The sequence below is a fragment of the Paenarthrobacter sp. TE3676 genome, assembly GCF_056279165.1.
Window position 1 is genome coordinate 450,137 of the sequence record NZ_JBWBQU010000004.1, and the last position, 21,233, is coordinate 471,369.

19 protein-coding genes are annotated in these 21,233 nt (G+C 58.7%); 4 read left to right on the forward strand and 15 right to left on the reverse strand.

Annotated features, from left to right (window positions below; translation table 11 throughout):
• Positions 1-11: 11 nt before the first annotated feature.
• From ACZ881_RS12575 to ACZ881_RS12610, 8 genes are all read right to left on the reverse strand, one after another.
• Positions 12-518, reverse strand: a complete 507-nt coding sequence (locus ACZ881_RS12575; RefSeq protein ID WP_476115903.1) for a single-stranded DNA-binding protein — start codon at positions 516-518, stop codon at positions 12-14.
• A gap of 52 nt (positions 519-570) precedes the next feature.
• Entirely contained in the window at positions 571-1,728 is a 1,158-nt protein-coding gene (locus ACZ881_RS12580) for an ArdC-like ssDNA-binding domain-containing protein (RefSeq protein WP_476115905.1), read from the reverse strand.
• Between the two features lie 84 nt (positions 1,729-1,812).
• The gene (locus tag ACZ881_RS12585) at positions 1,813-2,313 is read right to left on the reverse strand and encodes a hypothetical protein (RefSeq protein ID WP_476115907.1); all 501 of its coding nucleotides are present in this window, start codon (positions 2,311-2,313) and stop codon (positions 1,813-1,815) included.
• Entirely contained in the window at positions 2,310-4,082 is a 1,773-nt protein-coding gene (locus tag ACZ881_RS12590; protein WP_476115909.1) for a type IV secretory system conjugative DNA transfer family protein, read from the reverse strand. Before ACZ881_RS12590 ends, ACZ881_RS12585 begins: the two co-directional genes overlap by 4 nt.
• Positions 4,083-4,108: 26 nt before the next feature.
• A complete protein-coding gene (locus ACZ881_RS12595; protein ID WP_476115911.1) occupies positions 4,109-5,569 on the reverse strand; it encodes an ATP-binding protein in 1,461 nt (486 codons plus the stop codon).
• Complete coding sequence (locus tag ACZ881_RS12600; RefSeq protein WP_476115912.1) at positions 5,566-7,056, reverse strand: SCO6880 family protein; 1,491 nt, start codon at positions 7,054-7,056, stop codon at positions 5,566-5,568. Before ACZ881_RS12600 ends, ACZ881_RS12595 begins: the two co-directional genes overlap by 4 nt.
• Positions 7,049-8,467, reverse strand: a complete 1,419-nt coding sequence (locus ACZ881_RS12605) for a type IV secretion system protein (RefSeq protein ID WP_476115914.1) — start codon at positions 8,465-8,467, stop codon at positions 7,049-7,051. The genes ACZ881_RS12600 and ACZ881_RS12605 overlap by 8 nt, the downstream gene beginning before the upstream one ends.
• 12 nt (positions 8,468-8,479) lie before the next feature.
• Positions 8,480-8,794 (reverse strand): hypothetical protein, encoded by a 315-nt coding sequence (locus ACZ881_RS12610; RefSeq protein WP_062096305.1) that lies wholly within the window; start codon positions 8,792-8,794, stop codon positions 8,480-8,482.
• Between the two features lie 154 nt (positions 8,795-8,948).
• Here ACZ881_RS12610 and ACZ881_RS12615 point away from each other — a divergent pair, with 154 nt between their 5' ends.
• On the forward strand, positions 8,949-10,094 hold the full coding sequence (locus tag ACZ881_RS12615; RefSeq protein ID WP_476115917.1) for an exodeoxyribonuclease VII small subunit: 1,146 nt from the start codon (positions 8,949-8,951) through the stop codon (positions 10,092-10,094).
• A gap of 224 nt (positions 10,095-10,318) precedes the next feature.
• On the opposite strand, the gene ACZ881_RS12620 is transcribed toward ACZ881_RS12615, so the two are convergent.
• Together ACZ881_RS12620 and ACZ881_RS12625 are read right to left on the reverse strand one after the other, a co-directional pair.
• Positions 10,319-11,425, reverse strand: coding sequence for a C40 family peptidase (locus tag ACZ881_RS12620; protein WP_476115919.1), 1,107 nt, complete (start codon positions 11,423-11,425; stop codon positions 10,319-10,321).
• A gap of 769 nt (positions 11,426-12,194) precedes the next feature.
• Positions 12,195-13,088 (reverse strand): hypothetical protein, encoded by an 894-nt coding sequence (locus ACZ881_RS12625; protein ID WP_476115921.1) that lies wholly within the window; start codon positions 13,086-13,088, stop codon positions 12,195-12,197.
• Positions 13,089-13,268: 180 nt separating this feature from the next.
• On the opposite strand from ACZ881_RS12625, the gene ACZ881_RS12630 reads away from it, so the two are divergent.
• The gene (locus ACZ881_RS12630; RefSeq protein ID WP_274258199.1) at positions 13,269-13,592 is read left to right on the forward strand and encodes an ArsR/SmtB family transcription factor; all 324 of its coding nucleotides are present in this window, start codon (positions 13,269-13,271) and stop codon (positions 13,590-13,592) included.
• On the opposite strand, the gene ACZ881_RS12635 is transcribed toward ACZ881_RS12630, so the two are convergent.
• Complete coding sequence (locus tag ACZ881_RS12635; protein ID WP_476115924.1) at positions 13,546-14,049, reverse strand: hypothetical protein; 504 nt, start codon at positions 14,047-14,049, stop codon at positions 13,546-13,548. The two genes, ACZ881_RS12630 and ACZ881_RS12635, sit on opposite strands and share 47 nt — an antisense overlap.
• Before the next feature lie 201 nt (positions 14,050-14,250).
• Here ACZ881_RS12635 and ACZ881_RS12640 point away from each other — a divergent pair, with 201 nt between their 5' ends.
• A complete protein-coding gene (locus tag ACZ881_RS12640) occupies positions 14,251-14,517 on the forward strand; it encodes a helix-turn-helix domain-containing protein (protein ID WP_476115926.1) in 267 nt (88 codons plus the stop codon).
• Here the strand turns inward: ACZ881_RS12640 and ACZ881_RS12645 are convergent.
• From ACZ881_RS12645 to ACZ881_RS12660, 4 genes are all read right to left on the reverse strand, one after another.
• Positions 14,486-15,676: an alpha/beta hydrolase family protein gene (locus ACZ881_RS12645; RefSeq protein WP_476115928.1), complete on the reverse strand. Its 1,191-nt coding sequence runs from the start codon at positions 15,674-15,676 to the stop codon at positions 14,486-14,488. The genes ACZ881_RS12640 and ACZ881_RS12645 overlap by 32 nt on opposite strands.
• Positions 15,677-15,686: 10 nt before the next feature.
• Entirely contained in the window at positions 15,687-16,142 is a 456-nt protein-coding gene (locus ACZ881_RS12650) for a hypothetical protein (RefSeq protein ID WP_476115930.1), read from the reverse strand.
• Positions 16,139-17,071 carry a hypothetical protein gene (locus tag ACZ881_RS12655; protein WP_476115932.1) on the reverse strand — a complete coding sequence of 311 codons (933 nt, stop codon included), beginning with the start codon at positions 17,069-17,071 and terminating at the stop codon, positions 16,139-16,141. The genes ACZ881_RS12650 and ACZ881_RS12655 overlap by 4 nt, the downstream gene beginning before the upstream one ends.
• A gap of 80 nt (positions 17,072-17,151) precedes the next feature.
• Complete coding sequence (locus ACZ881_RS12660) at positions 17,152-17,643, reverse strand: hypothetical protein (RefSeq protein WP_476115934.1); 492 nt, start codon at positions 17,641-17,643, stop codon at positions 17,152-17,154.
• Between the two features lie 439 nt (positions 17,644-18,082).
• On the opposite strand from ACZ881_RS12660, the gene ACZ881_RS12665 reads away from it, so the two are divergent.
• On the forward strand, positions 18,083-20,791 hold the full coding sequence (locus ACZ881_RS12665; protein ID WP_476115936.1) for an ATP-binding protein: 2,709 nt from the start codon (positions 18,083-18,085) through the stop codon (positions 20,789-20,791).
• Positions 20,792-21,233: the final 442 nt, after the last annotated feature.

The following is a 21,233-nucleotide window of genomic DNA, read 5'->3' on the forward strand; positions in this document are numbered from 1 at the left end:
GCAAAAACAGATCAAACCGTCATGTCATTCACCGGAGCTCCGCCGAAAGGGGACGCCACCACCGGCCCCTTCGTCGTCACGTTGTACGTGGGCCAGCCGGTCGCCGTAGTGGCTTGTGGACCCGTCGCCTCTACAGCCGCTTCCGCTTCGGAGACTGCACGGGCCGATCGCTGATAAGTCGCCGTCCCGAAACGAAGGTCCGGCCCAATAGTGTCAGCGATGATCCGCCGAGCTTCGCGCCGTTCGCCGTCCCTGTCGTACGAACGGAACTCAAGCTCTCCCGACACCATCACAGGGTCACCCTTCTTCAAAGAAGTAGAAGCATTCTCCGCGAGCATCCGGAACGCCGACACGTTGTGGAAGACCGGTTCGCCGTCTCGCCACGTCCCATCCGGGTTCTGAATCCGCTGGTTCACGGCAACGCGGAGCTTCGCATGCGGAGTTCCGGATTCCCCGATGGTCAGTTCGGGATCTGCGACCAGGTTCCCCACGATGGTGATGGGGATCTTTGTATTCATGATGGGTTACCTTCCTTTGTCGACGGGCCTCTCCCGACGGACATCTGTGCGTTCAGGGACCAGCAATCTCAGGACCGTTTAATGACGCGTTCGGTCCAGGGACGCCGGCGTAGGTCGGATTGGCCGCTATGGACCGGTCAGCACTGGCGGCAGCGAACTTCCCTCCGAATCCAGGAGGATCCGAGACCGCCAGGATCCCCTTGGTTGCCGCGGTCACCCGCCCCAAGACCGACTTGGCGATGTCGACACGCGACGTCGGCACCCAGCCCTCTAGGGAGTCGTGCTTAAAATCCTTCTCCGTCCTGATCACTGCGTCGGCCCAGCCGGCCAAATAGGACGCTGACTGCGGTCCGCGATCGATGCCGTGAGCCCGCAGGACGGTGTAGGCAACTGATTCTGCTTCCACTTCCGCCAGGCCACGATGGTTCGCGCCGCTTCCATACAGCCGCCCCAGGCGGTCGTATGGTCCGTGCAAAAGGACGTGACCAAGTTCGTGAGCAAGAACCGCTACCCGCTCCTCGTCGTTCATCCAGGCACCAACCTGAATTCGACGAGCATCAAAGTCGGTATAGCCACTCGTGTAGCCATGTTGGAATCCCGACACCTCAACCCGGAAGCTGTGTTCCTTCGCAACCTCCCGGAGGGAACTCCACAGATCCCCCACGTCCGCCCCACCTTGAGCATCCGCGCGAGGCACCAGCAGCGGAGTGCCCTCCGTTTGTGTGACGTCGAAGACAGCCTGCCCGCGCCAACCTGTGACCACGTTCTTCTTGCCTCTGCTGATGGCATCATCAGGTGCGGCCTGATTCGCTGGCAGGAGCTTGCGCTGTCCGTCAGCCAGGATTAATTCCTGCATCGAAGCCGTCCGGGGCGCGATCACCCAGAGCGCGTGCTCTCCACGCAGAACCGTCCGCCCATGCCTGGCCCACTCTTTGTAGCCCGCCACCAGCGTCGGCTCTTGGGTACCGCGCTGCGCCATTTGCATCATCAGCAGGGCGACATTGCCCCCGGAGTACCGCCACAGTGTTGCGGAGGCATCGAGCAGAACCTGCCAGCGCATCGGCGAATCGATGGCTTCCTCAAGTGCTGCGTGAAGTCCCCTAGTCAGGTCGGCTATGCGTTCCTCCGGTGACAGGCGAACGTTCGACGGCGGCGCGGCGGTTCCCGATTCACCGCTTGAGCCAGCATTCAGTTCAGATGCAGAGGCCACGACAGCCATCCTTCGTGCTTCTAGACAGCCCTAAGAAGGGATCACCTATTCATGTCGAGCGACCGAAACAACAGCATGACGAAATCAGCTTCGGGTCTGATGGGTGCTCAATTTCCAGTCCTCGAAGTCCGGCTCGGTCGGCACGATCCTCATGACCGGCTCCTTATGGCTCTGCAGCCCGACGCAGCCAGCCGTCCGCGTATGGTTTCGGAGGCGCTCGACACCGTGTGGCAGCCTTTCGTGGAACGCCAGCGGCCCGAAACCCGAGTCGTCAGACGTAAATGATGCTGCCTCCGCGCGCTGAAGCGCATACAACTCGGCCACGATCTCCGAGTGTCGCCACCAGCAATCCGGCACCACCGACGTCGTCAGTTGATATGTAGCAACGAACCACCGCACCCAGTCGAAGAGGCTCTGCCACACCACCTCCGCCTGTGCCGAAGACATCTCCCGCCATCGATGAGTCACGCCAACGTTGCGCGGAGACGGTTGAAATGAGGACCGGAATAGTTCAGCTGTCAGTTCGTCATCCAAGTCAGATACCCGTCCCACCTCGAAGTCAGAGTCATCCGCCTGCGTGCTCATGAATCAACCTCGCTGTCTGCTGCCTGCCTACTCAAATGGCCAGCGGCCAATTCCCGCTCGGTCTCCAACTTCGAGCGCCCCAGCTCAGCAGCGTCCTTGCGTCTATGCCAGTCACGCAAGTCCAGGAGGATCGGACGAGTTCGTCGGCCGAGCATGAGCGCCGTACCAACAGGAAGGCGCCGGATCTCATCGAGTCGGATCACTGGGCTCTCCCGGATCTGCTCGCCGTCCTGGCGGCCCTGAGACGACCAGGAACGGGTATTCAGGATGAGGCTCCGCTCCCCCAACAGGCCCGCCAGCGAGCGCAGATCACGTTCATCCGAGCCGCCGCCAAAGATCACCTTGATGATCGCGGAATCCCAGATGGTAGCGGCCTCCTCGATCGACCATCCACTCCGCGCCTGAGAAAGGGACTGCAGAACCACGAGCGTTGAGATGCCAATGCCGCCGCCATCAGAGAGCACCACAGGCAGACCAGGCCACGGCGAGAGATTCGCTATTTCGTCGAGGATTAGTGAAAGCGGCGGATCGAGTCGGCCTCCGGGTGCGACGAAGGCCAGCTCACGCGCAGCGTTGTCGATGTCGTCAATCAGAGCCGAGAGATAGGGGCCAGCCGCCGCAGCTCCAGAGCGGGTGCCAATGAGGTAGAGAGTCCCCCGCTGCCTGATGAAGTCCTTTGGATCAAACTCTTGAGCTTCGTCCTGTGGGTTCAGTGCCGCCAACACTCTGGGAGATGAGAGTGGAGCCACGGCAGCAGAAACCCCGATCCAGGAGTTGGAGGTGTTACGAAGGTCGTCTTCCAAGATCCCCATGAGGTCGGCCTGCCACCCCAGTGCGGCTCCGGGCCGCCCCAAGATATCCAGAGCCTCTCTGGCCAAGACAGGACTGGACGACCATCGACGGAAGGCTGCGATACCTTCGCCTGACAGCGCGGCCGCGTGCAGTAAGCACTGCAGCACGATCAGCGAGCGCTTTTGCCATGCCGCGTTCTCGCCCTTCATTTCTGTATCTGCGGTGATCACAAGAGCCCGTCGGGTTGCGATATCCGGGTCACCGCAACCACGTACCGGCGACCAGCGCAACGTCGTTGGCAGACCCGACATGTCCTGAGGGTCAAAGACAGTCACCGGCCGCCCATCGGACATCCGGGCTCGCATAGTCACCACCAGGTTGTCGGCACGCGTGGATGTAGTGACAACAGCACCAGGCGCATCGAGAATCGCATTGATGACCACGTACAGTCCCTTGCCCGATCGAGGCGCCCCCTGAATGACCATCGACTCTTCGGTGGAAACATGGATAGTCACCCCGCGGGAGCGCCCAAGTGTCCACGAAACATCGTGAACACTCGGCTTGCTGAGGCCTGGCCGAGTAAACTGCCCACGCTTGCGAACCGCTCTGGCTCCAAAATCCCGAAGGATCTCCGCGCGGCCTGCGACACCATCCCTGCTCAGGATGTCCTGCCGTAGCCACGCGCCGGACTGTTTCCAGGTTCTCCATGCCAGCGCCGACCCGGCTGCGAGCGCCGCAAGCAACGTGAGGACGACTCCCACAATCCACCAGACTGCCGCCATGTCTAAGGTGCAATTGCGGGAAGCACCAACAATCCAGTCGTGGCGGCCCGCAAACAGCCCGGCGCCTGCAGCGGGGTTGAAGAACGACGGCGGCCTGCCGCCACAGTGCCCCGCGCCAGCAAGGTGGGCAGCTGCCTGGACCAACAGGCAGAAAGCCATGTAACCGGTCAAAGCCCAGAGTCCCACTGAAACCATGGGACTGCTGCTACTCGATCTCGCCCTCACAGGTGCATCCGGTCATCGGTGCCAAACACTTCCAGCTCGTCCGTGGTCACTCTATTGGCAACGATGAATGAACGGTTCCCTACCTTCCAGAGCCCGACGCCCTTGGGAAGGTTCTCGACGTGCTCGCACTCAGCTTCAGTGAGACCCAGGGCTTCCTTGGTCAGGCGCATGGCGTCATGCTTCTGGCGATAGATAATGCGCGTGTCCGCTTCTGTCAGCAAACCCAGGGCTTTCTGACGATGCCCGCTCGTGCTGTCTCCGATCTCATTGAGGTCAGCTACCTTGTGCATGATGAGGAGGTTGGCAATCCCGTAGGTGCGCGCAAGGCGCCATTGCTCGCTCATCTTGGCCAACATGTATGGATCGGCGAGCATCCGCCAGCCTTCGTCGTACACCACGAGCCGCTTGCCGCCGTCGGGGTTTGTCACTGCAGCTTCCAGCCAAGTGGCACTGCAGGCTGCGGCGAGGGACAACGCCTGTTCGGAGGCGCCGATGAGTGCGGACGTGTCCATGACCATCATTGGTGCGTCAGCATCGAAGGCCACCGTGGACGGCGCATCGAACATGCCTTCCAAGTCACCCGAGACGGTGCGCCGCAGTGAGTGACTCACTGCCGCTCCGCCATCCTTGCCCACAATGGCCAGAGTTTCCGCGGAAGGACTCAAAAGGTGGTCCAGCACCATAGGAAGGGTCGGCGTCGAGTTCTCGGCGGTGGTCTCCATGAGCGCCATGTCGAGAGCGGTGTGCTCAACAGGATGCAACGGTGTTCCTTGACGCATAAGAGACACCAAAGCCACGATCAGTTGCCGACGCCGCTGCCGGACGACAGCCTTCCACTGAGTGTCCGATAGAGAACTGGGCCTCGGGCCCGCATCAAGTGGATTCACACGAGCAGTGCGACCGGGACCAACGGAAATGACCTTGCCGCCCACAGCCGTGGCCACTGACACCCATTCACCTTTGGGATCAGACGCCACAGCCGCTTTCCGTCCCAACGTTATGGAACGGGCAACCAGCGACTTCCCACACATGGACTTGCCTGTGCCTACCGTGCCAATCACAACGATTGAAGGACCGCTGATGATCCCTTTGTCGTACAGGATCCACGGATCGTAGGAGAAGGCTCCCGAACCAAAGACGTCCGTTCCTATGTACGTTCCCTCGTGGCCAAGTCCTGACTCGGTGATGAAGGGGTAGGCCGCCGCGAAGGTCATGGTCGAGGCGCGGTGAGGTGCCGGCCGCAGCCTATGCGGCCCCCATAGTGATTGAGGTTCCCTGCTCCCCCAATCGCCGACAAGGCGCTCGCGGTCGCCGCGGTGCTCCAAGGCCTCGTCAATCCGCTGACCGAGTTTGCGCTTCTGCGGTAATGACTCAGCGGTTGTCGCCTTTCTGAGCCTCTTGCGTTCGGCGCGAGTGCCCGACGGCGTATAGGTCACCTCTTGATTCTTGAGGCTCATCGCAATCCCCTTCCCAACGGCAGTCCACCCGCGATGAAGGCTGCCCATTGCTGCCCCGCCAGCAATCGAAGTTCGACGAACGCGCCGGCTGCTGCGGACTCAAGTTCGTGGCGGTGTCGGGCCAGATCCTCCAAGGACGCTGCGGTAATCGTCACGAAGGCGGTTGGACGAACATCGCCGTGCCCGGCAACGATCTCTTCTTCCCGTTGCGATACTTCTTCTTCCTCGGCTCGCTGCTCTCGCGTAGTGGGCCGGTCGAACCGGGCATTGATTCTGCGACGGGTTTCATGAGCTTCCTGGGCCGATCGGATGTCCCGCAGCGCCTCCAAAGTGGGAACGGCACGAATCACCTGCGTTACCGTGTGTCGGAAGTCGCCGACATAAACCAGCGGGTGCAGGAAACCGGGATACACCTTTTGCCGCGGCCACTCTGCGACCCAGAAGGTTTGATGGAAGCCGGAGTCCGTACGGAGGTAAGTCCAGTGCTCCTCTACGGCCATCGGGCTTGAACTGACTCTCCGCTTTCCGGCTGTCTGGGCACCCCGCGGCCCGCTGTCATTCTTCACCGACGCTCTGGAGACCGTTTCAGGATCAAAAGAACCCCTGAACACTTCAAGTAGTCGGGACTCCGAAAGCCACTCGTCCACCCGCACTCCATGAGTGGCCAGGGATGTCGTGATCGCCACTACCTCCAAACGCAGGACACGCTCGAGTCCGCCCATACCTCCGCCGGACTCTTTGATGCGCCTCCTCGACTTGGCGGTATCCACAACCACGGCCAGCAAGACGTCGTGACTCATGGCGGATCCGGCTGCAGCAATCAAGTCCTGATACGCCATCTCACCCCACGAACTGCCTCCCGGTCGACCTCCATTTCGCATGATGGTGTGATCGTAGAAGTCTTGGAGCGCTGACGATGGATACGGAACCGTGTAGTCCTGAACGGCGATTCTGGCTATGTCCGAGCGTTGAGCGAGTCCTGCTTGTACCCGTGACCATGCCTGAGCGGCCCACGCCTTGTCATCGTCGTCGAGCAGAGCGAATGACCTGGTGGTGCAACGCAAGACGACCGTTGCCTCCTTCCCCTGAGGGTCGACGATAAAACACTCTCCACGGCTCGTCATCTGAAGTTTGAGGCTGCCAAGTCCTCCTGGCAGCGCCAGCTTTCCGGCTTTCAGCGCCTTCTCGGGTCGAACGAGATAGCGAGTCTGGCCCAGGATCAGTCGGACGAAAAACAGGGTGATGAGGCTGGCCCAGATGGGATACGGGATTCGAGCGTGTTGGAGTATGCCCATGAGCATGAGCACCAGCCAGATGGGACTCATTGTCGTCAGTCCGACCGGGCCTCCCGTCGCCGAGGCAATAATCGCCGTGAGGATGCCGAGGGCCAGCAACACGAGCTGGTACCACTTCAACCCCATGAAAATGCCACGGCGCTCGTATCGGGGAAATTTGACGGCCTCCAGGGCGCGCGAATCTTCAGTCATGGGGTTTCTCCGGTGGGAAGTGCCCCTCAGAAGGCTTGGGCCTTATGGGCGGCAATTGGGATGCGGGTAGCGCACTGCCGGGACTTCGCACTTCGGGCTGCCGAGGGGTCCTCGCCCGGTTTGCCTTTGCCGGTCCGGCGGTCGGGGTTCTGTCTGTCTGCGAAGGTGTCGCAGGCGACGATTTCCTACTCGAATCGGCCACGACCTCTCCGCTCACCACGTCGTCCTGTCTGGCGGCGCCTCCGCGGGCAGAGCCAGCTCCGTTCGACGCTGAAGGGTTTGCACCTGAGGCAGGTACCGGCGTCGTACCCGTTAGGCTGCGCGGTAGTGGCACAGACGGTGCCAGTACGCGCGGTGGGATGCCTTTGCGACTTGACGGAATTGGTCGAGCTAGTGACGATCTGCCCAACATTGAAGCGATCGTCATGCGGCCACCGAGTTGTCGACTGAACTGCCTGGAAGCAATGCTGCTGCTGCGAGCAAGAACGTGGCCGCCACCAGCCGTTTGAGCAGCGGCAGCGAGTTCGCCACCCGCAAAGCTAACCAGCCTCAGCGCCATCAATGGTGCTCCGCAGGCAAGGACCATGCCGACAGTGCCGGCGGCCAACCCTGCAAAGGACGTCGAATCCGCAAACAGCTTGATGGCAGCTGCAAGAATCGTCGCCGCCAGAGGTTTCGCCAGCAAGAGCGCGACGACGACTTCGCACCACCGTCCGGCCCAAGCCTTTGACTTCTCCCAGGGCATCATCATGAGGGCGACCGGTGCGACGGCCGCCAGGACGGCTAGGGCGAACGTCCTGAAGATCATCGAGCACATGAGGATGAATGCCAGAATCCACACGACGATGACCACCATTACCGTCACTATCGCGCCGCCGACGGCTCCGCCTTGATTGCCCGGCGCCAGGGAGATGACATTCCATTCGCGCTCGGAGCCTTGGGGAGCTCGTTCGAAGCCGAAGAGCCGCATGAACACGACGTGAGGGTCAGTCCCGATCGACTCCAGGAGAGCGGTCGAAGCAGAGTCCGTTACTCGGGTGAGCTGCTGGACAAGGTAGACCGCCGCCGCCACCAAAGGAACTGCTGCGGCTCCCCCGACAAGTGCCCTGATCAGCCGGCGAGGTTGCTGGCTTATGAGTCCGGAGAGGAGCTGAAGGATCATCACGACAACCAAGGGAGTCATCATCACGATGACCCACCAGTTGGTCAGTCCGCCGATAGCCGCCCATTGTGATTCATCGACTTCGGAAACACGGAAGGCGCCTGTGATGAATCCCCACATCCATGAGGCGATGTTCTGCAGGACGTTGGCGAAGATTGAAGTGATGGAACCTTGGACGCCGTCGTTGGCTTGCGAAACCAGTCCACAGCCGGGCGGCCACCAACCGTTGAGATCACACTCGATGGGCATGATCGCGAGCGTCTAGAAGCCCAACGGAAATGCCGTCTGCGACCAGAGTATGTAGCCGTTGATCCCGCCTAGGATTGCAGCTACGGGGCCGGTCCATAGCAAGATCACCCCGCCGCCTGAGGCCAGTCGCGAGGATTGGCTTAGCTTGCCAGCCAACAGCATCGCAGCCCCGATGATCGCCACGATCGCGATGACGATGAAGGCGCCAACGAGGATGCCGCCGCCGATCTGCTTGAGGGACTCAAGAAAAGGAAAGTTCGCGTTTGGTGTGATCCCAGGATCCACCGCTGCCAGAAACATCTGGTGCTCCATCCAGTCGTCTTCCAATGGAATGAGCTGATTGGGCTCACGACTTCATGGATGGGGAGGGAGGGAACGACATGACGACCGATGGGGGGCAACATTCTTCCGAGAACCAGTATGTAACGCTTACAACCCCGCCCCGTTTTCGGAGCAACGGAATCTACGCTAGCCTCCATATGTGAATTTCGATCTGCGGGGGACCAGCGAAGCGGCAGCCAAACTTTCAACCACCTGTCTAAGGGACTTCTCCGCGCCGACTTCCAGTCGAGGAGAAATCCTCCGGTTCATAGTGCCCAGGGATAATTGGCCTGTGCCGTACCTCATTAGGTACGCTCTGCTCCTTATTGGACTCGAGGATCTGGGAAGATCCGAGAAGGTCGCCTTTTACATCCCACTGAGCTACAAAGGACGTCACGGTGCTGTCGCTCTCCAAAAATTTGGGATGCGACTCTATTTGGATCATGACCCTCACGACGAGGCTGATCGGGCGACGGCCGAAAAGGCACACCACGAGATCGTAAGAAAGCTCGAGTCCGCGGTGAGGATCATTGAGTCCTGGATTCTTAGGCCCTTCAGCGAAGAGCAGGTCAGCTCGGGCAACGTCACCATCATCAATCAGTATGGAACCTTGCGGCAGTCCTACGAATACTTTCGCGAAGGAGCCCGACGTGCTTTTGCACGCGAAGGAAGTAAGAACGAGGGGGTCTCCTTCGGGGGCCTGACTTTGGTGTCAGATCCCCCTGAGGGGTTCTACAGTCTCGTTGCCGCCCTGAACGCATACCTGAGCTTGCTTGAGCACACTCTGGTCCTTGCCCTTCCGTTCACCGACTTCAGTCCCGAGACTGAAAGCCTTCCGGATTTCATATCCGAACGCTGGGGAGACAAGTACGGGCGAGTCTTTAGTAGTCAGGACCGAGTAGCCCGCCGTCATCGAGACCAATTAGTGCGCCTAGTAGAAACGTGGCGCAACACGTACTCCCACGGTGGCTTTGACAAGCATCAGGCAACCATCCACTTCCATGTGCCCGGAGTTGGAGCCGTGCCTGCCGCCTTCTCTGATATCCGAGATAGTCCTCACTTTCAGTTTGTTCCAGCAAGAGAAGCCGACTTTGAAGAGGCCATGAAGACCCTCGACGGATTGGATAACTGGCTCGAAACAGGTCCCCTCTCGGACGCCATGCTGTGGATCCAAGAAGGGCTGGATGTCCGATACGACAAGGAGTTTAGAGAGGAACTGCAGCGGGCCCGCGACGCGGGACAGCTTGAAAACATGATTCAACATCACTCCTATCTTTGGGAGCAAAACGCAAACATGGACTGGTAAAAGCTGATCCATGTTGACTGGCGGAACCAACACTGTCTTTGAGGAGTGATGCCACTGGGTCTGTATTGCCAAATTACGTCCAAGCAAGAGTCCGGCGCCGGGTCCTGTGTAATGATCGCGGTTCCGGTTTCGGAGCCCGCCGAGAATGCAACTGGCGCCATCGCCCGGTCCTTGGGAGCCGCGGTTAGGGTTTATTCCTGTTCCAAAACTCTCCTGGAGAATGCCTAGTCCAAGAGACTGAAGTAGGAGGCGCCTGGGTTCCAATCAATTGGATGAAGCAAGGTCCCTGCCGACGGATTCAGTGCGCTATACATCATCCCATTGCCGGCATATATGCCAACGTGGCCCCAGTTGTAGGGACCTTGGGGATTCTGCACCACTAGGTCTCCGATCTGAGGGTTGTTCGTCATCCGCCCCACTCGCCACTGCTCCACGCGTGGAAGCTCAAATCCGACCTGCCTGTAGATCCACTGAACGAAACCGGAGCAGTCCCACGCCTTGAAGGCAGTGCCACCCCAGACATATGCGCCACCCACCCCCATCTTGGTGAAGTGAAGTATGTCCTGCCGGATCTGACTCAAACCTTCAGCTGAGACAACGTCAAAGCTCGCGGCGGGGGCATTCGTACATGTAGGAACCGGCTCGATACCACTGAGGGAGTCCACAATCGCGGACGCTTGAGGCTCCCACCGGTCATACAACTCAGGGAAGGCTGAAACCTGCACCGCCTGGGCAGCCTGGCCTTTGCCCATTGAGACCCATCCGGGCACATCCAAGAGCCCGCGCGGGCTTCCATGGTTGGGTCCTGTAGGACCTCCATAGAAGGCTCGAGCGTTGTAGCTGACATCCATCAGCTCTTGGACGCTGCCCCAACCGGCGGCAGGTCGTTGCTGAGCCGAGCCGACGGAGTCGTGGTCGCTCCCAACGCCATCATGCGGAAAGTTGAAGGATTCGGGGACGCTGGTATTGGCCAACATCCGCAGGCCTGACTCCTGTAGTGACATCATGATGGCAATGACCAACGCCTCACGAGGCAAGCCGAGCCCCTTGCCGACCGAAACGTAACTGCTGGCAACATGTGTCTGGGCCGCTGACAGCCCGGCGATTCCGCCGCCGGCGGGCTGGTCAAGTGCATCGAGAGTGCTAACCGTACCAACATCAGCGCCAGAGACACAGGCGACGGCCGCCGTCGAACGATCCCCCGCCAAGACAACGGCGACCGCACTGGCGACGACAGCAAATGCGAGCGCGACAACGGCCACGAACGCTCCGAGTAGCCTGTAAAGGGTGCGCCGTCGCACGAGAACGGCAGCAAGTCCGGGATAGGGCATCAGTAAACGATTCGGTTGGATGACGCATAGAAGGCGACCATCACGCAACGATCTGCAGGTGCTGTCGGTGCTGGAGGACAATTGACCATGACGCTGACGGGTGCGAAGTAAGGGTTGGTACTCGCTGAAGTGTGGTCCTCGACAGAAAGTTGCACAGTGCAGACATGCAGCCCCGGCCATGGCGCAGGTCGTTCGCGTACCTTGACCAGTTGCTCGTCACACGTCAGTGACTCCGACTTCGCTTCACGGAATGCGCCCTCGCCCGTCAGAGTCGCAAAGGAACCAGCGTTTACACCCGTAGCCTCAAACTCCTGAACCAAAACGGACCATGGATTGGAACCATCCGGAAGCAAAACCCATAAATCGCGCATCCGACCATACACCTCTGAATAAGACGAGGTCCTCGTGTCCCAGGTGTAGATAGCCTCGGCAGTGGCGGAAGCAACTGCGCGAAAGTCCGTTGGCCTAGGTGCAGGCGGAACAACCGACGGCTTCGTCGTTCCCGAGGGGCGAATTGTGGGGCGTGGCGAGGCAGTTGACGCACTCGGTGCTGGTGCCGAAGCTACGGGAGAATCCGGCGCACCCATTGCCGGCCCTTTGGAAGGCAACGCGATTAGCAGCGCCAATGAGCCGACGACAACCAGAAGGACCGTTAGTCCAAGGACCCATCGACATAAGCGCGGCCGAACCGCATTTGCCCTTCGAATGCTCATGGTTCACGACCTCCAGAGGCGCTAGTCGTCAACTGCGGAAGAGTAGCCCCCGAGGATCAGAAAGAGGCCGCCGTGCGCACTATCCGCCAGGCGGTTTGGTAAAGACGCCGCGCAGTGCCGATCTGCACGGCAACATAGCGATCAGAGACCCCCAGCTCCCGCGCCAAGCGGGCAATCGCGGCTTGCCGTTCCGGCCCATGAATCTCGGGAAGAACGATCGTCTTGGCGACGGCGCGCAGCAGGGCACTTGGCAGGCATTCAACGGCCCGCTGACAGAGCTGACCGATATCGCTAATGCTGCCAGGCGCGATGTCCAGAGCCAGGCTGACGGTCTTCGCGGTCTGCCGTACCGCGGTGACTGCGTTCCAACGACGGCGGTCATGCTGGGTTGGGAGGGCGTACTGCCTGGGTGCGGTGAGGCTCTCAACGGCCATACGCCACGTCGGGGCTGACACGGCTTCGCGAGTCAACTGAAGAACCATGACCGCCCACTCGTGGTCGATAATCTCCTGAGTTTCGGGATTGTCCTGTGCAATGAGGATGGCTGATACCTGTCCCCAGGATCCAGCAACCTCCTCACCCGTGGGGTCGAGCAATAGAGGCAGGGTCTTGTGGTTGAGCTCGCGACGAGCATGGGCGGCACAGATATTGGATGTCACGCCCTGCACCCAAGCCTCAAACGGGACTCCAGGAAGTTGGCGGTAGTGCCCCCGGGCCACTCCATCCCAGACCGCCACACGAATATCCTGCAGAACGTCGTCGACATCGCATGCACGCCCGATATGGGCAAGGTGGGAGACAACGTATCGCCGCACCCCTTCTACGGCTCCCATCATCTGGTCAACAGATACCAACAATGTCGGATCGGGTGGACGCGTTAGGGAGATTTCCACCGCCCCGGGCCCTGACTGTAGTTCTTCGGCTTGCTCAACGTTGTCGTTCAGGCTCATCGCCCTCACCGCTTCAAATAGCTAGAGTTCACAGACGTTCGCCGCACTGCAGCGACGTGGTCATGGCCGGCTGAACCGAACCAATAATCGAAGCATCTAAAAAGTATTGTCGAAGATACTTTAAGTATCGTCAAGAGTGCGCTTCTTACTTTTTTCATGTTGTTCGGTAAGAATTGAGCCATGCCACGGATTACGCAGCCTCACGACGACGCTTGGTCGCCCGATGTCGAGGCAGCTGTGGCCACGTTCGGCAACAGGGCCAGAAACGAGATACTGAGGTTCCTCACGACGTTCGGCCCTGCCACGCGCGGCGACATCGTGGATTCCGTGAGCGCCGGAGAGCCCAGTGTCGCCAAGCATCTGGTTGCCTTGGAACAGGTTGGGGCCATCGTCGTCGATGTTCCCGCCGGCCGGCGCCACGGCCGTTCCCCTCGCTACTCAGCCAATCCCACGCGCATCAAGGAGTTGCTGGACGCTCACCTTCGGTATGTCCTGGAGGAGTAGCCGCCGCCCTCTCACCATGCGGGTGGAGATCGATGTCCTTATTCAGATATTCGGAGATAGCACGCAACGTTTCCGGCGAGACATCCCCCAAGGTCCTGACGGCAAAGGTCTTCACCCGAGCCGCTCTCAAAGACTTCACGAACTCCAGCTGCGAGTCGATCCGTTCTGGAATATCCCCCTCGACGCCGTTCAGAAGATAGGAGGGATCGACGTCGAACATCTCGCAAATGGCGGTGAGCAACTGTGGATCGCTGACCAGGCGGCCCGTTCCGTCCTTCATGTAGAACCAGCGGGCCCGCGAAATCTTGACGCCTCGAGCCTGGAGGCCGGCCTCAATTTCCCTAAAGGTGACCGGCGAACCCCTCTCGGCAACAACGACGTCGAGCAAGAGATTCAACCGGCGCGCGAGCGTTGCCTGCGGTAGCTCACCGTTACGGCTTGCGTCTGTCGCTGGCATGCTCCACCTTTCGATCGTCTACCGCCTAGGGATGTAGCTCCTTCGCCATCAGTATTCCGCGAGCGCCATACCGAAACAATCAATTGCGGCTCGAATCTGTTGCGTGGACCACTCGGGGGCGTATCCTGATTGCTGTAGACCCGTCTACAGCAATCAACTTTCGAACTTTGAGCCGTGGTTTGCATGCCGACATCCATCTTGATGAACCGAACACGCACTCAGATACTTCGCTTCTTGATTGGGAGTGGACCGACCACCCCTACGGTCTTGGCCTCAGAGCTCCGGACATCCAGGGCCACAATTCGGCGTCATCTCCTCATACTCGAGTCAGCCGGCCTCGTTCAAAATTTAGACGGCGAGGGCTTCTCCGCCCGTTCGTCAATCATCGAGAGCCAACTCAACGATCTGGCAGTCCAGTACTCAGTACAGTCGCCGCCTACGCCTGCGCCACCGCTCGCTTTGGATTAGCGTCAGGCAAGGCGAGGCCGCGAAACCAGTCCTCAACGGATTGCTCCCACTTGTCGGGATCTGCATTCCATTCCAAAGAGTGGCCCTCCGATTCGAACGCCACCAATCTGACGAAGTCCGGCCGGAGGGTGGCAGCCTGCTTGGACGCTTCGAATGGCGTGGTGTCGTCCTTCTTTCCATGGAGGACGAGGATCGGTTGCTTCAGTTCCGCCGCCCGCGCTAGCCAATCCATGGCATCAAGATTGATCGGTTCGGCAAGGCCAGTTACCCACCGAAGGGCCTTGCTTTGCAGGACGGTGAAGCCCAGTCGGACCACTGGCCCCGGCAAGCCGGCAGTCTGTGCATTCGCACGCAAGGTTGTCCGCCAGTCGAAGACGGGCGCGTCGAGAACCATACCGATTATTCGCGGAGCATGTACTGACGAGGTTGCCGTTTGTAAGGCGATGGCTGCGCCCAACGACCATCCGAAGATCACAATGCGTGTAGCGCCTTCCGCTGCGGCGTAGCTTATGGCGGCTTCGACGTCCCGCCACTCGGTTTCCCCAAGTCGGTACCGCCCATCGGACGACGGCGGGGCGTCACCGTCGTTTCGAAACGAGACAACCAGCGAGGTCAGTCCCAGCCGTCGCGAGACCGGTATGCCGCGCAGCGTCCCCGCTCTCCTCCCGCCCATTCCGTGGACGTGGATCGCCCAGGTTCCAGTTGCGTTGGCAGCTTCCAGTGGGTCGAACCTCCAGGCCGGAGCGACACCACTTTCGACTGCAATCTCAACGTTCCGGTAAGGCAGGCCAAGTTGATGCGGCTCAGAGTACACATATCCACTCCAGATGCCTGCGGCTGCTTGTTTGAGGCCTCCGGAGTCCACGCGCTCCACCACACGGGTCACCGATCCTCGGTCCGGGCTGGCTTCAACGACGGGTCCCAGGCAGGCATGGCCTATCCCATCGCCAAACCATAAGCTGTACCGTCCAGGAGCCGTGGTGTGTTTGGTCGCCGGAAGTTCGATGAGGAGTCGCCCATCATCACGCGTGCCCACGGATCGAACGCAGAGATCCTCGCGCCGACGGTATTGCGGCACGACTACCTGGCGTGCAAAATAGGCCGCGCCAGCAAGGCTGGCCAGCATCGCGACCGATACCGTCGTCAGTCCGACAGCCATGGCCGCACGCCTAGAAATCACCGGCACCATGCACTCCGTCCTGGTTCCTTCGGTCGTCGATGACCCGGCGGAGCCTCTCCAAGGTTTCCGGAGAGATCCCCTGCAGCTGACGGGCTGCGAAATTGCGCACCCGGGTCTCACGAAGAGTGCGGAGAAGCTCCAGCTGGGCTTCGACCAGACTCGGTACCTCGCCTAGATCGTCGAGTAGGAAGTCTGGATCCACCCCGAAGAACTCAGACAGATTCCGCAGCAAGGCGGCATCAGTAGCCATGGAACTGTCTCCGCTGCGCATGTACGCCCATCGGGACCGTGACAGAGGCGTCCCGCACTGGCTCATGCGCTTGCTGATCTCCGGGTAGGTCAAAGTCTCTGCGCCACCGGCTTCGTAGAGATCGAGAAGCAGGTTTAGCTTCCGGGCAAGTCGCGTCTGCGGTGCCTCGGAGCCGCCGGCACCATCTTCCGTCATAGCGCCCGTTCCCCTCTTCGTTTCCGAACCGCAGATCGATGGTCAAGTGGTCCAGCTAGATAGTTCTCGGCAGCACTTAAGACCATTAAGTCACGAATATCCAAGGAGCTCGCTAATCCTGGTTCCACCAAAAGAGCGTCCTGCACTTCCACGAGCATCCTATGGAGCCTTCGGCCCGGTTCGTCCTGAGGTAGGAATTCAGTGCCCAGCTGGAGGCGAACGTCTTGCCGCATCCCGGCCGTCTTTTCCCAGACGCCCTCCAAGCCACGTACCAGCTCATCTTCGGTTCCAGATTCTTTGTGGCGTAGTACACGGCGAGCAACGGGAGGTATGGCTAGGCCCACACAAAGAAAGGCCATAGCTCCAACTACGGTCGCGTCATAGGCAGGCGACACAGCGCGCATCGCCTCGAGCCGCCCCTGCAGATGCAGGGTGTTCATGATCAGCACCAGCGAAACAAGCACCACAGCAAGCACGCAGCCAATTCCAATGAACGTGAATGCTAGGCGGTAATGAGCCCTGAACATGTCAGCACGGAACCGAAAGCACGTGACTCCAGTAACACTGACCACGTAGCCGATGTATACGAACTGGATTGCTGAGTACACAGCAGCCGGGAACTGATCCCCGTAATCCAGCATGAAACGCGTTGAGCTTATTTGCGTGGAGATGAAGCTGAAGCTGAATGCAAGCCCCACAATCACGATGCCTAAGACAACTAATCCAGGCGTGTCTCGCCGCCCTCCCATTTCGTCGGGGGTCGCTGCCCGGATGATTGCCTTTGAGAGGAAGTAGATGCCTACGACCATTGAGACATTGGCCATAAGGTCCACGTAGTTCCGGCTACCGAACCCCGCGTCAAGACTCGAGTAGACCGGGTCGATGTTCAGCGTGAGTGCCAGCGCGATCGTGATGGCCGCAGTCAGCACGCTGTGGTCTCTCCGTCTGCGTACACCGGGCAATAGACAAACGACCAGCAGCCAAATCAACACCGCGGCTGAAACCTGGATCATCCGAACACCCTTTCGAAGGACCTCGGCTCCCTCGCACTGTTCCTAATCGCTGCGGCGAAGAGGTCCGCGAGGGATTCCGCAGCCGCCTCCAATTCATCGCTGAAGCTCGTACGCGCCAAGACACGTCGGACCAGCCCCGCCGGGAGGTTCGGGAAAAGAGCTCCCACATAGTCCACGGGAACGACGAGCTCGTCGTGTCGCAAGACCATGTGCCCCAGCTCGTGAAGTACAAACTGTTGCCGGTGCAGCCCCGACGGGCTGACTGCATGAAGGATGACTTCGACTTCGTCTGTTGAAAGCCATAGGCCGCACACTGAGCCGCCATTTAGGAAGCCTGCAGTTTCGATTTCAATAGGACGGCGCCGGACCCCTTCGACCACCTTGACCAGACGATCCAAGCTCAGATGAGCCGGCAGCATCAAGGAATCGAAGGCCATCGCCGCACGTTCCGCCGACGATCGTCCTGAAGGATATGAATTGCTGTTCATGAGCATCCCCGGTGATGCATTCATCCTCGGTTCGTGGTGATTCAGCGCTGATGGCGGCACTAGCCTATCGCGAACCCTAAAGTCTATTGAACGTCCCGGCTCTGGACATGTCCAGAGCAGATTTCCGATTAACCGGTTTGCAAGGACCTTCTGGCACTCACCTCGGAATACCGCGGCGGCGAGCCCCGCGCAAGCCCACCCGAACACAGCAACAACGTTCCGCTCTGCACCCGCCCGCTGACCGGAGAAGGCCACCTTCGGAGTGCCGTCGGTCGAATCCCGCGTTGCCTAGTATCGTCGAACGAGTTGACTAACCACACTGCAACTCGCAGCGTTCATGGGGACGGGGAATCTTTTGCCTGACGTAGTTTTTAGTGGATCCGGACTATCGGAGGATCTACTGCCATATCTGAAACATTTGGAATCGATTGATGCTCCAATGGCTCAGATCTTGAGGGATTACATCCCACTCCTGCAAGGTGTCACAACAGAGGAGAATCGAAGAAGCATCAGACCAACCTTCAATGCGCTTATCAAAGATGCAGTCCTAAAGTTAGAGGATCCGAAACCAGGCAAGCAGGAGCACGCCGGCTGCGCAACAGATCACGCCGAGGCAAGTGACAATTCATCGAGCCCAATCCCTGCATCCCCGGCACGGGGGCCTAGGTATTTCCTCTCCGAACTATCTGTCGAGGGATTCCGAGGGATAAGGAATGAAGGAGCTCCACTTGTCCTAAAGTTTGACCCAAACTCAGTGAACTCAGTATTTGCTCCTAACGGAACCGGAAAAAGCTCGATATTTGAGGCGCTACAATATGCCATTCACGGTAAGGTGCCGAGGCTTGCCAATATGCAGGCAAGTGAAAATTCGGACAGCTACCTATCCAATCTTTTTCATTCAACCCGCGAAGCAACTATCAGGCTAAAGCTCAAACCTGACAATGGCACGCCTGATGTCGAGATTGAAGTCAAGCGATCATCATCTGGCCAGAGGACCATACAGAGCGCGACCAACCATCCAGATCCAAAAGGTCTTCTAGATTCTCTCAATCAGGATTTCACACTCCTGGACTATTCGACATTCACGCGCTTCATTGAAGATACTTCACTAAACCGCGGGCGTTCATTCTCCTCACTGCTAGGACTGTCGGATTACGCGCAGTTTAGACGAATGCTCCGGACAGTCGAGAATACCCAAACATTCCGGAATGATTTCTCCATTGCTGAGATTGACGCTCAAAAGGCTACTGCGCAGCAGGGAGTCGGTAGTTCTCTTGATAGGTTTAGTCGCCTATATACCGAAGTTACAGGATTGCAGATTGCCGATGTTTCAAAGTTTAACGAGTGGGGAGACACACTCCTCAACTCGCTCCGAAGAGTTCCTCTCCTTAATGCAGAACTGCAAGGCAAAGACTTGGATGATGTTGACTTCGCTCGACTTCGGGAGACAATTATCGGGGCTGAGGGTGGTTCAGAGCGAAAGCAGCTGGAGACACTGGTCGAACAACAATTGGTCCTATCTAACGTAAAAGACGCCGATTCAAGCGAAGAGATAGATATACAACCACTCTGTGCCGCCGTAGCGGCGCACGAAGACCTCGTAGGGCGGTCGAAGGGCGAACACGTACACAGGCTCAACACCGCTGCCGATCACTTCCTTAAGACTGATACAACTTGGGACACGCACACTTGCCCCCTTTGTGACAGTTCACTGGAGGATCCCATCTCCAAGACGGTAGAAGAAGCCCTCGCCAGCTTCAGGCAGGTGAATTCCAGTAGAGAGACGCTACAGCGGCTCATACTTGACAGCTCATTGTTTAAGCGACTGGCCCTTCTTGAGGGATTGCCTGTCTTGAACGTGTCGGGGGAAGAAATGGAGAACTCTGTCCTCAGTCAGACTGCCGCTGAAGGAACTGTTACTGAACTTGTCCTGAAACGCGCACAGAAGCGACTCTCCCTTCTTGAGACGCGACTCAAATCTAAGAGAGATGAGGTGGAAGGGTCGATAGCCAATCTTCAACAGAAGATTCCGCCTTCATTGGTCACACTTACCGCTCAGATTTCTTCCGCACAAGCGGCTGGTCGCGCTCTTAACGAGTACGTCAGTGCAAAAGCGAAACTCGTAACGACGTCATCGACACTCTCCAAGTTCGAGCGCTGGAAGACTTTCATAGGACAGGCCCATGCGATCTTCTCGACGGCCGAATCAGAACTTTCGAACAGAACTCTAGTAAAACTACGCTCCGAATACCAGCAAATGTTTGCGGAAGTTATGTCCGCAGGCGATATAGTTCCAGAGTTGGCACGGCCCGGAACTGACGAAAACATGACTGTTGAACTCTCGAGTTTCCACGGTGCGCAGAACGTTTCTGCTCGCGCACTACTTTCGGAAAGTTACAGGAATGCTCTAGCAATCTCCGTATTCCTCTCGGCTGCAGTTACCCACACGAATACGCCGCGTTTCATAGTGCTGGATGATGCAACCTCGAGCTTCGACTCCGGTCACCAGTACCACCTCATGGAGCAGATCAGAACCAAGTTCCAGGTGCCGCTTCGTTCGGACGGCCTCCAGTTCATCCTTTTCAGTCACGACGTGGCACTAGAAAAATATTTTGACCGACTCGACGCGGAGCCCGGCTGGAAGCATCAGAAACTGCAGGGGTGGCCACCCCTGACGCCAGTGACAGCCCACGGACAGAATCCGGACCGACTGAGGACCGAAGCCGAACGCTTCTTGCTTGCGGGACAAATCCAGGAGGGTTCAGGCCTTATTCGCCAGTACCTTGAGTTTGTACTTCAGCAAATCATAAAGAAGGTGCAGGTTCCGGTCCCCTTGGACCTTGCCGTGAATGATCATCAAAAGATGGTAAGCAGTTGCCTTGATGCCATTGTTTACGCGGTAAAGATCCACGAAGCGGCCAGCCAGATTATTCTCTCAGCTCAGCAGATAACCGACCTTAAGACTCGGCATGCGCCCTCTATCATCGCGAATTGGGTCAGCCACTACGGCACTTCCGGCGCGTCGTCGTTCTCGGCACCATCTTTGATCGGCGTTCTCAACGCCATCGACGCTATGCGCAGGTGCTTCCAATATGACAACAACGGAAACGGAGACTGGCGATTCTATAAGTCACTGACAAAACGCTGATATCGGGGTCTAACAGTGGCGGGGCCACATGATGTGTGAAGGACCCGACGCCCTGCTGGGAATCTCCGTCGCAGAAAAATGGACGTAGTCAGCCTGAAAAACAGGTGAAACTTACCCCAGTATCACCGACTACGCCACTGGTCCTTCGAGGCCCTCGGCATTTCACCGCCTGGCCCCGGATCCGAATCTGGGGCCAGGCGGTTGCCATAGGCTTTTCAGAACGTCAGCAGTGGCGCGCCGGCGGAACCCACGGCGATCCTGCACATGTGTACGCCCTGCAGTTCCTCGCTCCACTACTAATCGACCAGTGCAGGACTTCACATAAGGGACACACCGCTTCGCTGTTGGTTTCGGCCGCAGCCAGTATTGCCCAAATTGCCTACGGATGCGCTGACAATAAGGAAAAGAGGTCCTCTAGTCGCTGCACTTGGCCTTTCACTTT

Excerpts from the sequence above, each read along its gene's own strand:
- ACZ881_RS12585 (WP_476115907.1), bottom strand. The coding sequence starts at position 2,313 with ATGAGCACGCAGGCGGATGACTCTGACTTCGAGGTGGGACGGGTATCT.
- ACZ881_RS12660 (WP_476115934.1), bottom strand. The coding sequence starts at position 17,643 with ATGAACAGCAATTCATATCCTTCAGGACGATCGTCGGCGGAACGTGCG.
- ACZ881_RS12595 (WP_476115911.1), bottom strand. The coding sequence starts at position 5,569 with ATGAGCCTCAAGAATCAAGAGGTGACCTATACGCCGTCGGGCACTCGC.
- ACZ881_RS12650 (WP_476115930.1), bottom strand. The coding sequence starts at position 16,142 with ATGACGGAAGATGGTGCCGGCGGCTCCGAGGCACCGCAGACGCGACTT.
- ACZ881_RS12620 (WP_476115919.1), bottom strand. The coding sequence starts at position 11,425 with ATGCCCTATCCCGGACTTGCTGCCGTTCTCGTGCGACGGCGCACCCTT.
- ACZ881_RS12625 (WP_476115921.1), bottom strand. The coding sequence starts at position 13,088 with ATGAGCCTGAACGACAACGTTGAGCAAGCCGAAGAACTACAGTCAGGG.
- ACZ881_RS12590 (WP_476115909.1), bottom strand. The coding sequence starts at position 4,082 with ATGGTTTCAGTGGGACTCTGGGCTTTGACCGGTTACATGGCTTTCTGC.
- ACZ881_RS12600 (WP_476115912.1), bottom strand. The coding sequence starts at position 7,056 with ATGACTGAAGATTCGCGCGCCCTGGAGGCCGTCAAATTTCCCCGATAC.
- ACZ881_RS12575 (WP_476115903.1), bottom strand. The coding sequence starts at position 518 with ATGAATACAAAGATCCCCATCACCATCGTGGGGAACCTGGTCGCAGAT.
- ACZ881_RS12635 (WP_476115924.1), bottom strand. The coding sequence starts at position 14,049 with ATGCCAGCGACAGACGCAAGCCGTAACGGTGAGCTACCGCAGGCAACG.
- ACZ881_RS12640 (WP_476115926.1), top strand. The coding sequence starts at position 14,251 with ATGAACCGAACACGCACTCAGATACTTCGCTTCTTGATTGGGAGTGGA.
- ACZ881_RS12665 (WP_476115936.1), top strand. The coding sequence starts at position 18,083 with ATGGCTCAGATCTTGAGGGATTACATCCCACTCCTGCAAGGTGTCACA.
- ACZ881_RS12645 (WP_476115928.1), bottom strand. The coding sequence starts at position 15,676 with ATGGCTGTCGGACTGACGACGGTATCGGTCGCGATGCTGGCCAGCCTT.
- ACZ881_RS12630 (WP_274258199.1), top strand. The coding sequence starts at position 13,269 with ATGCCACGGATTACGCAGCCTCACGACGACGCTTGGTCGCCCGATGTC.
- ACZ881_RS12605 (WP_476115914.1), bottom strand. The coding sequence starts at position 8,467 with ATGCCCATCGAGTGTGATCTCAACGGTTGGTGGCCGCCCGGCTGTGGA.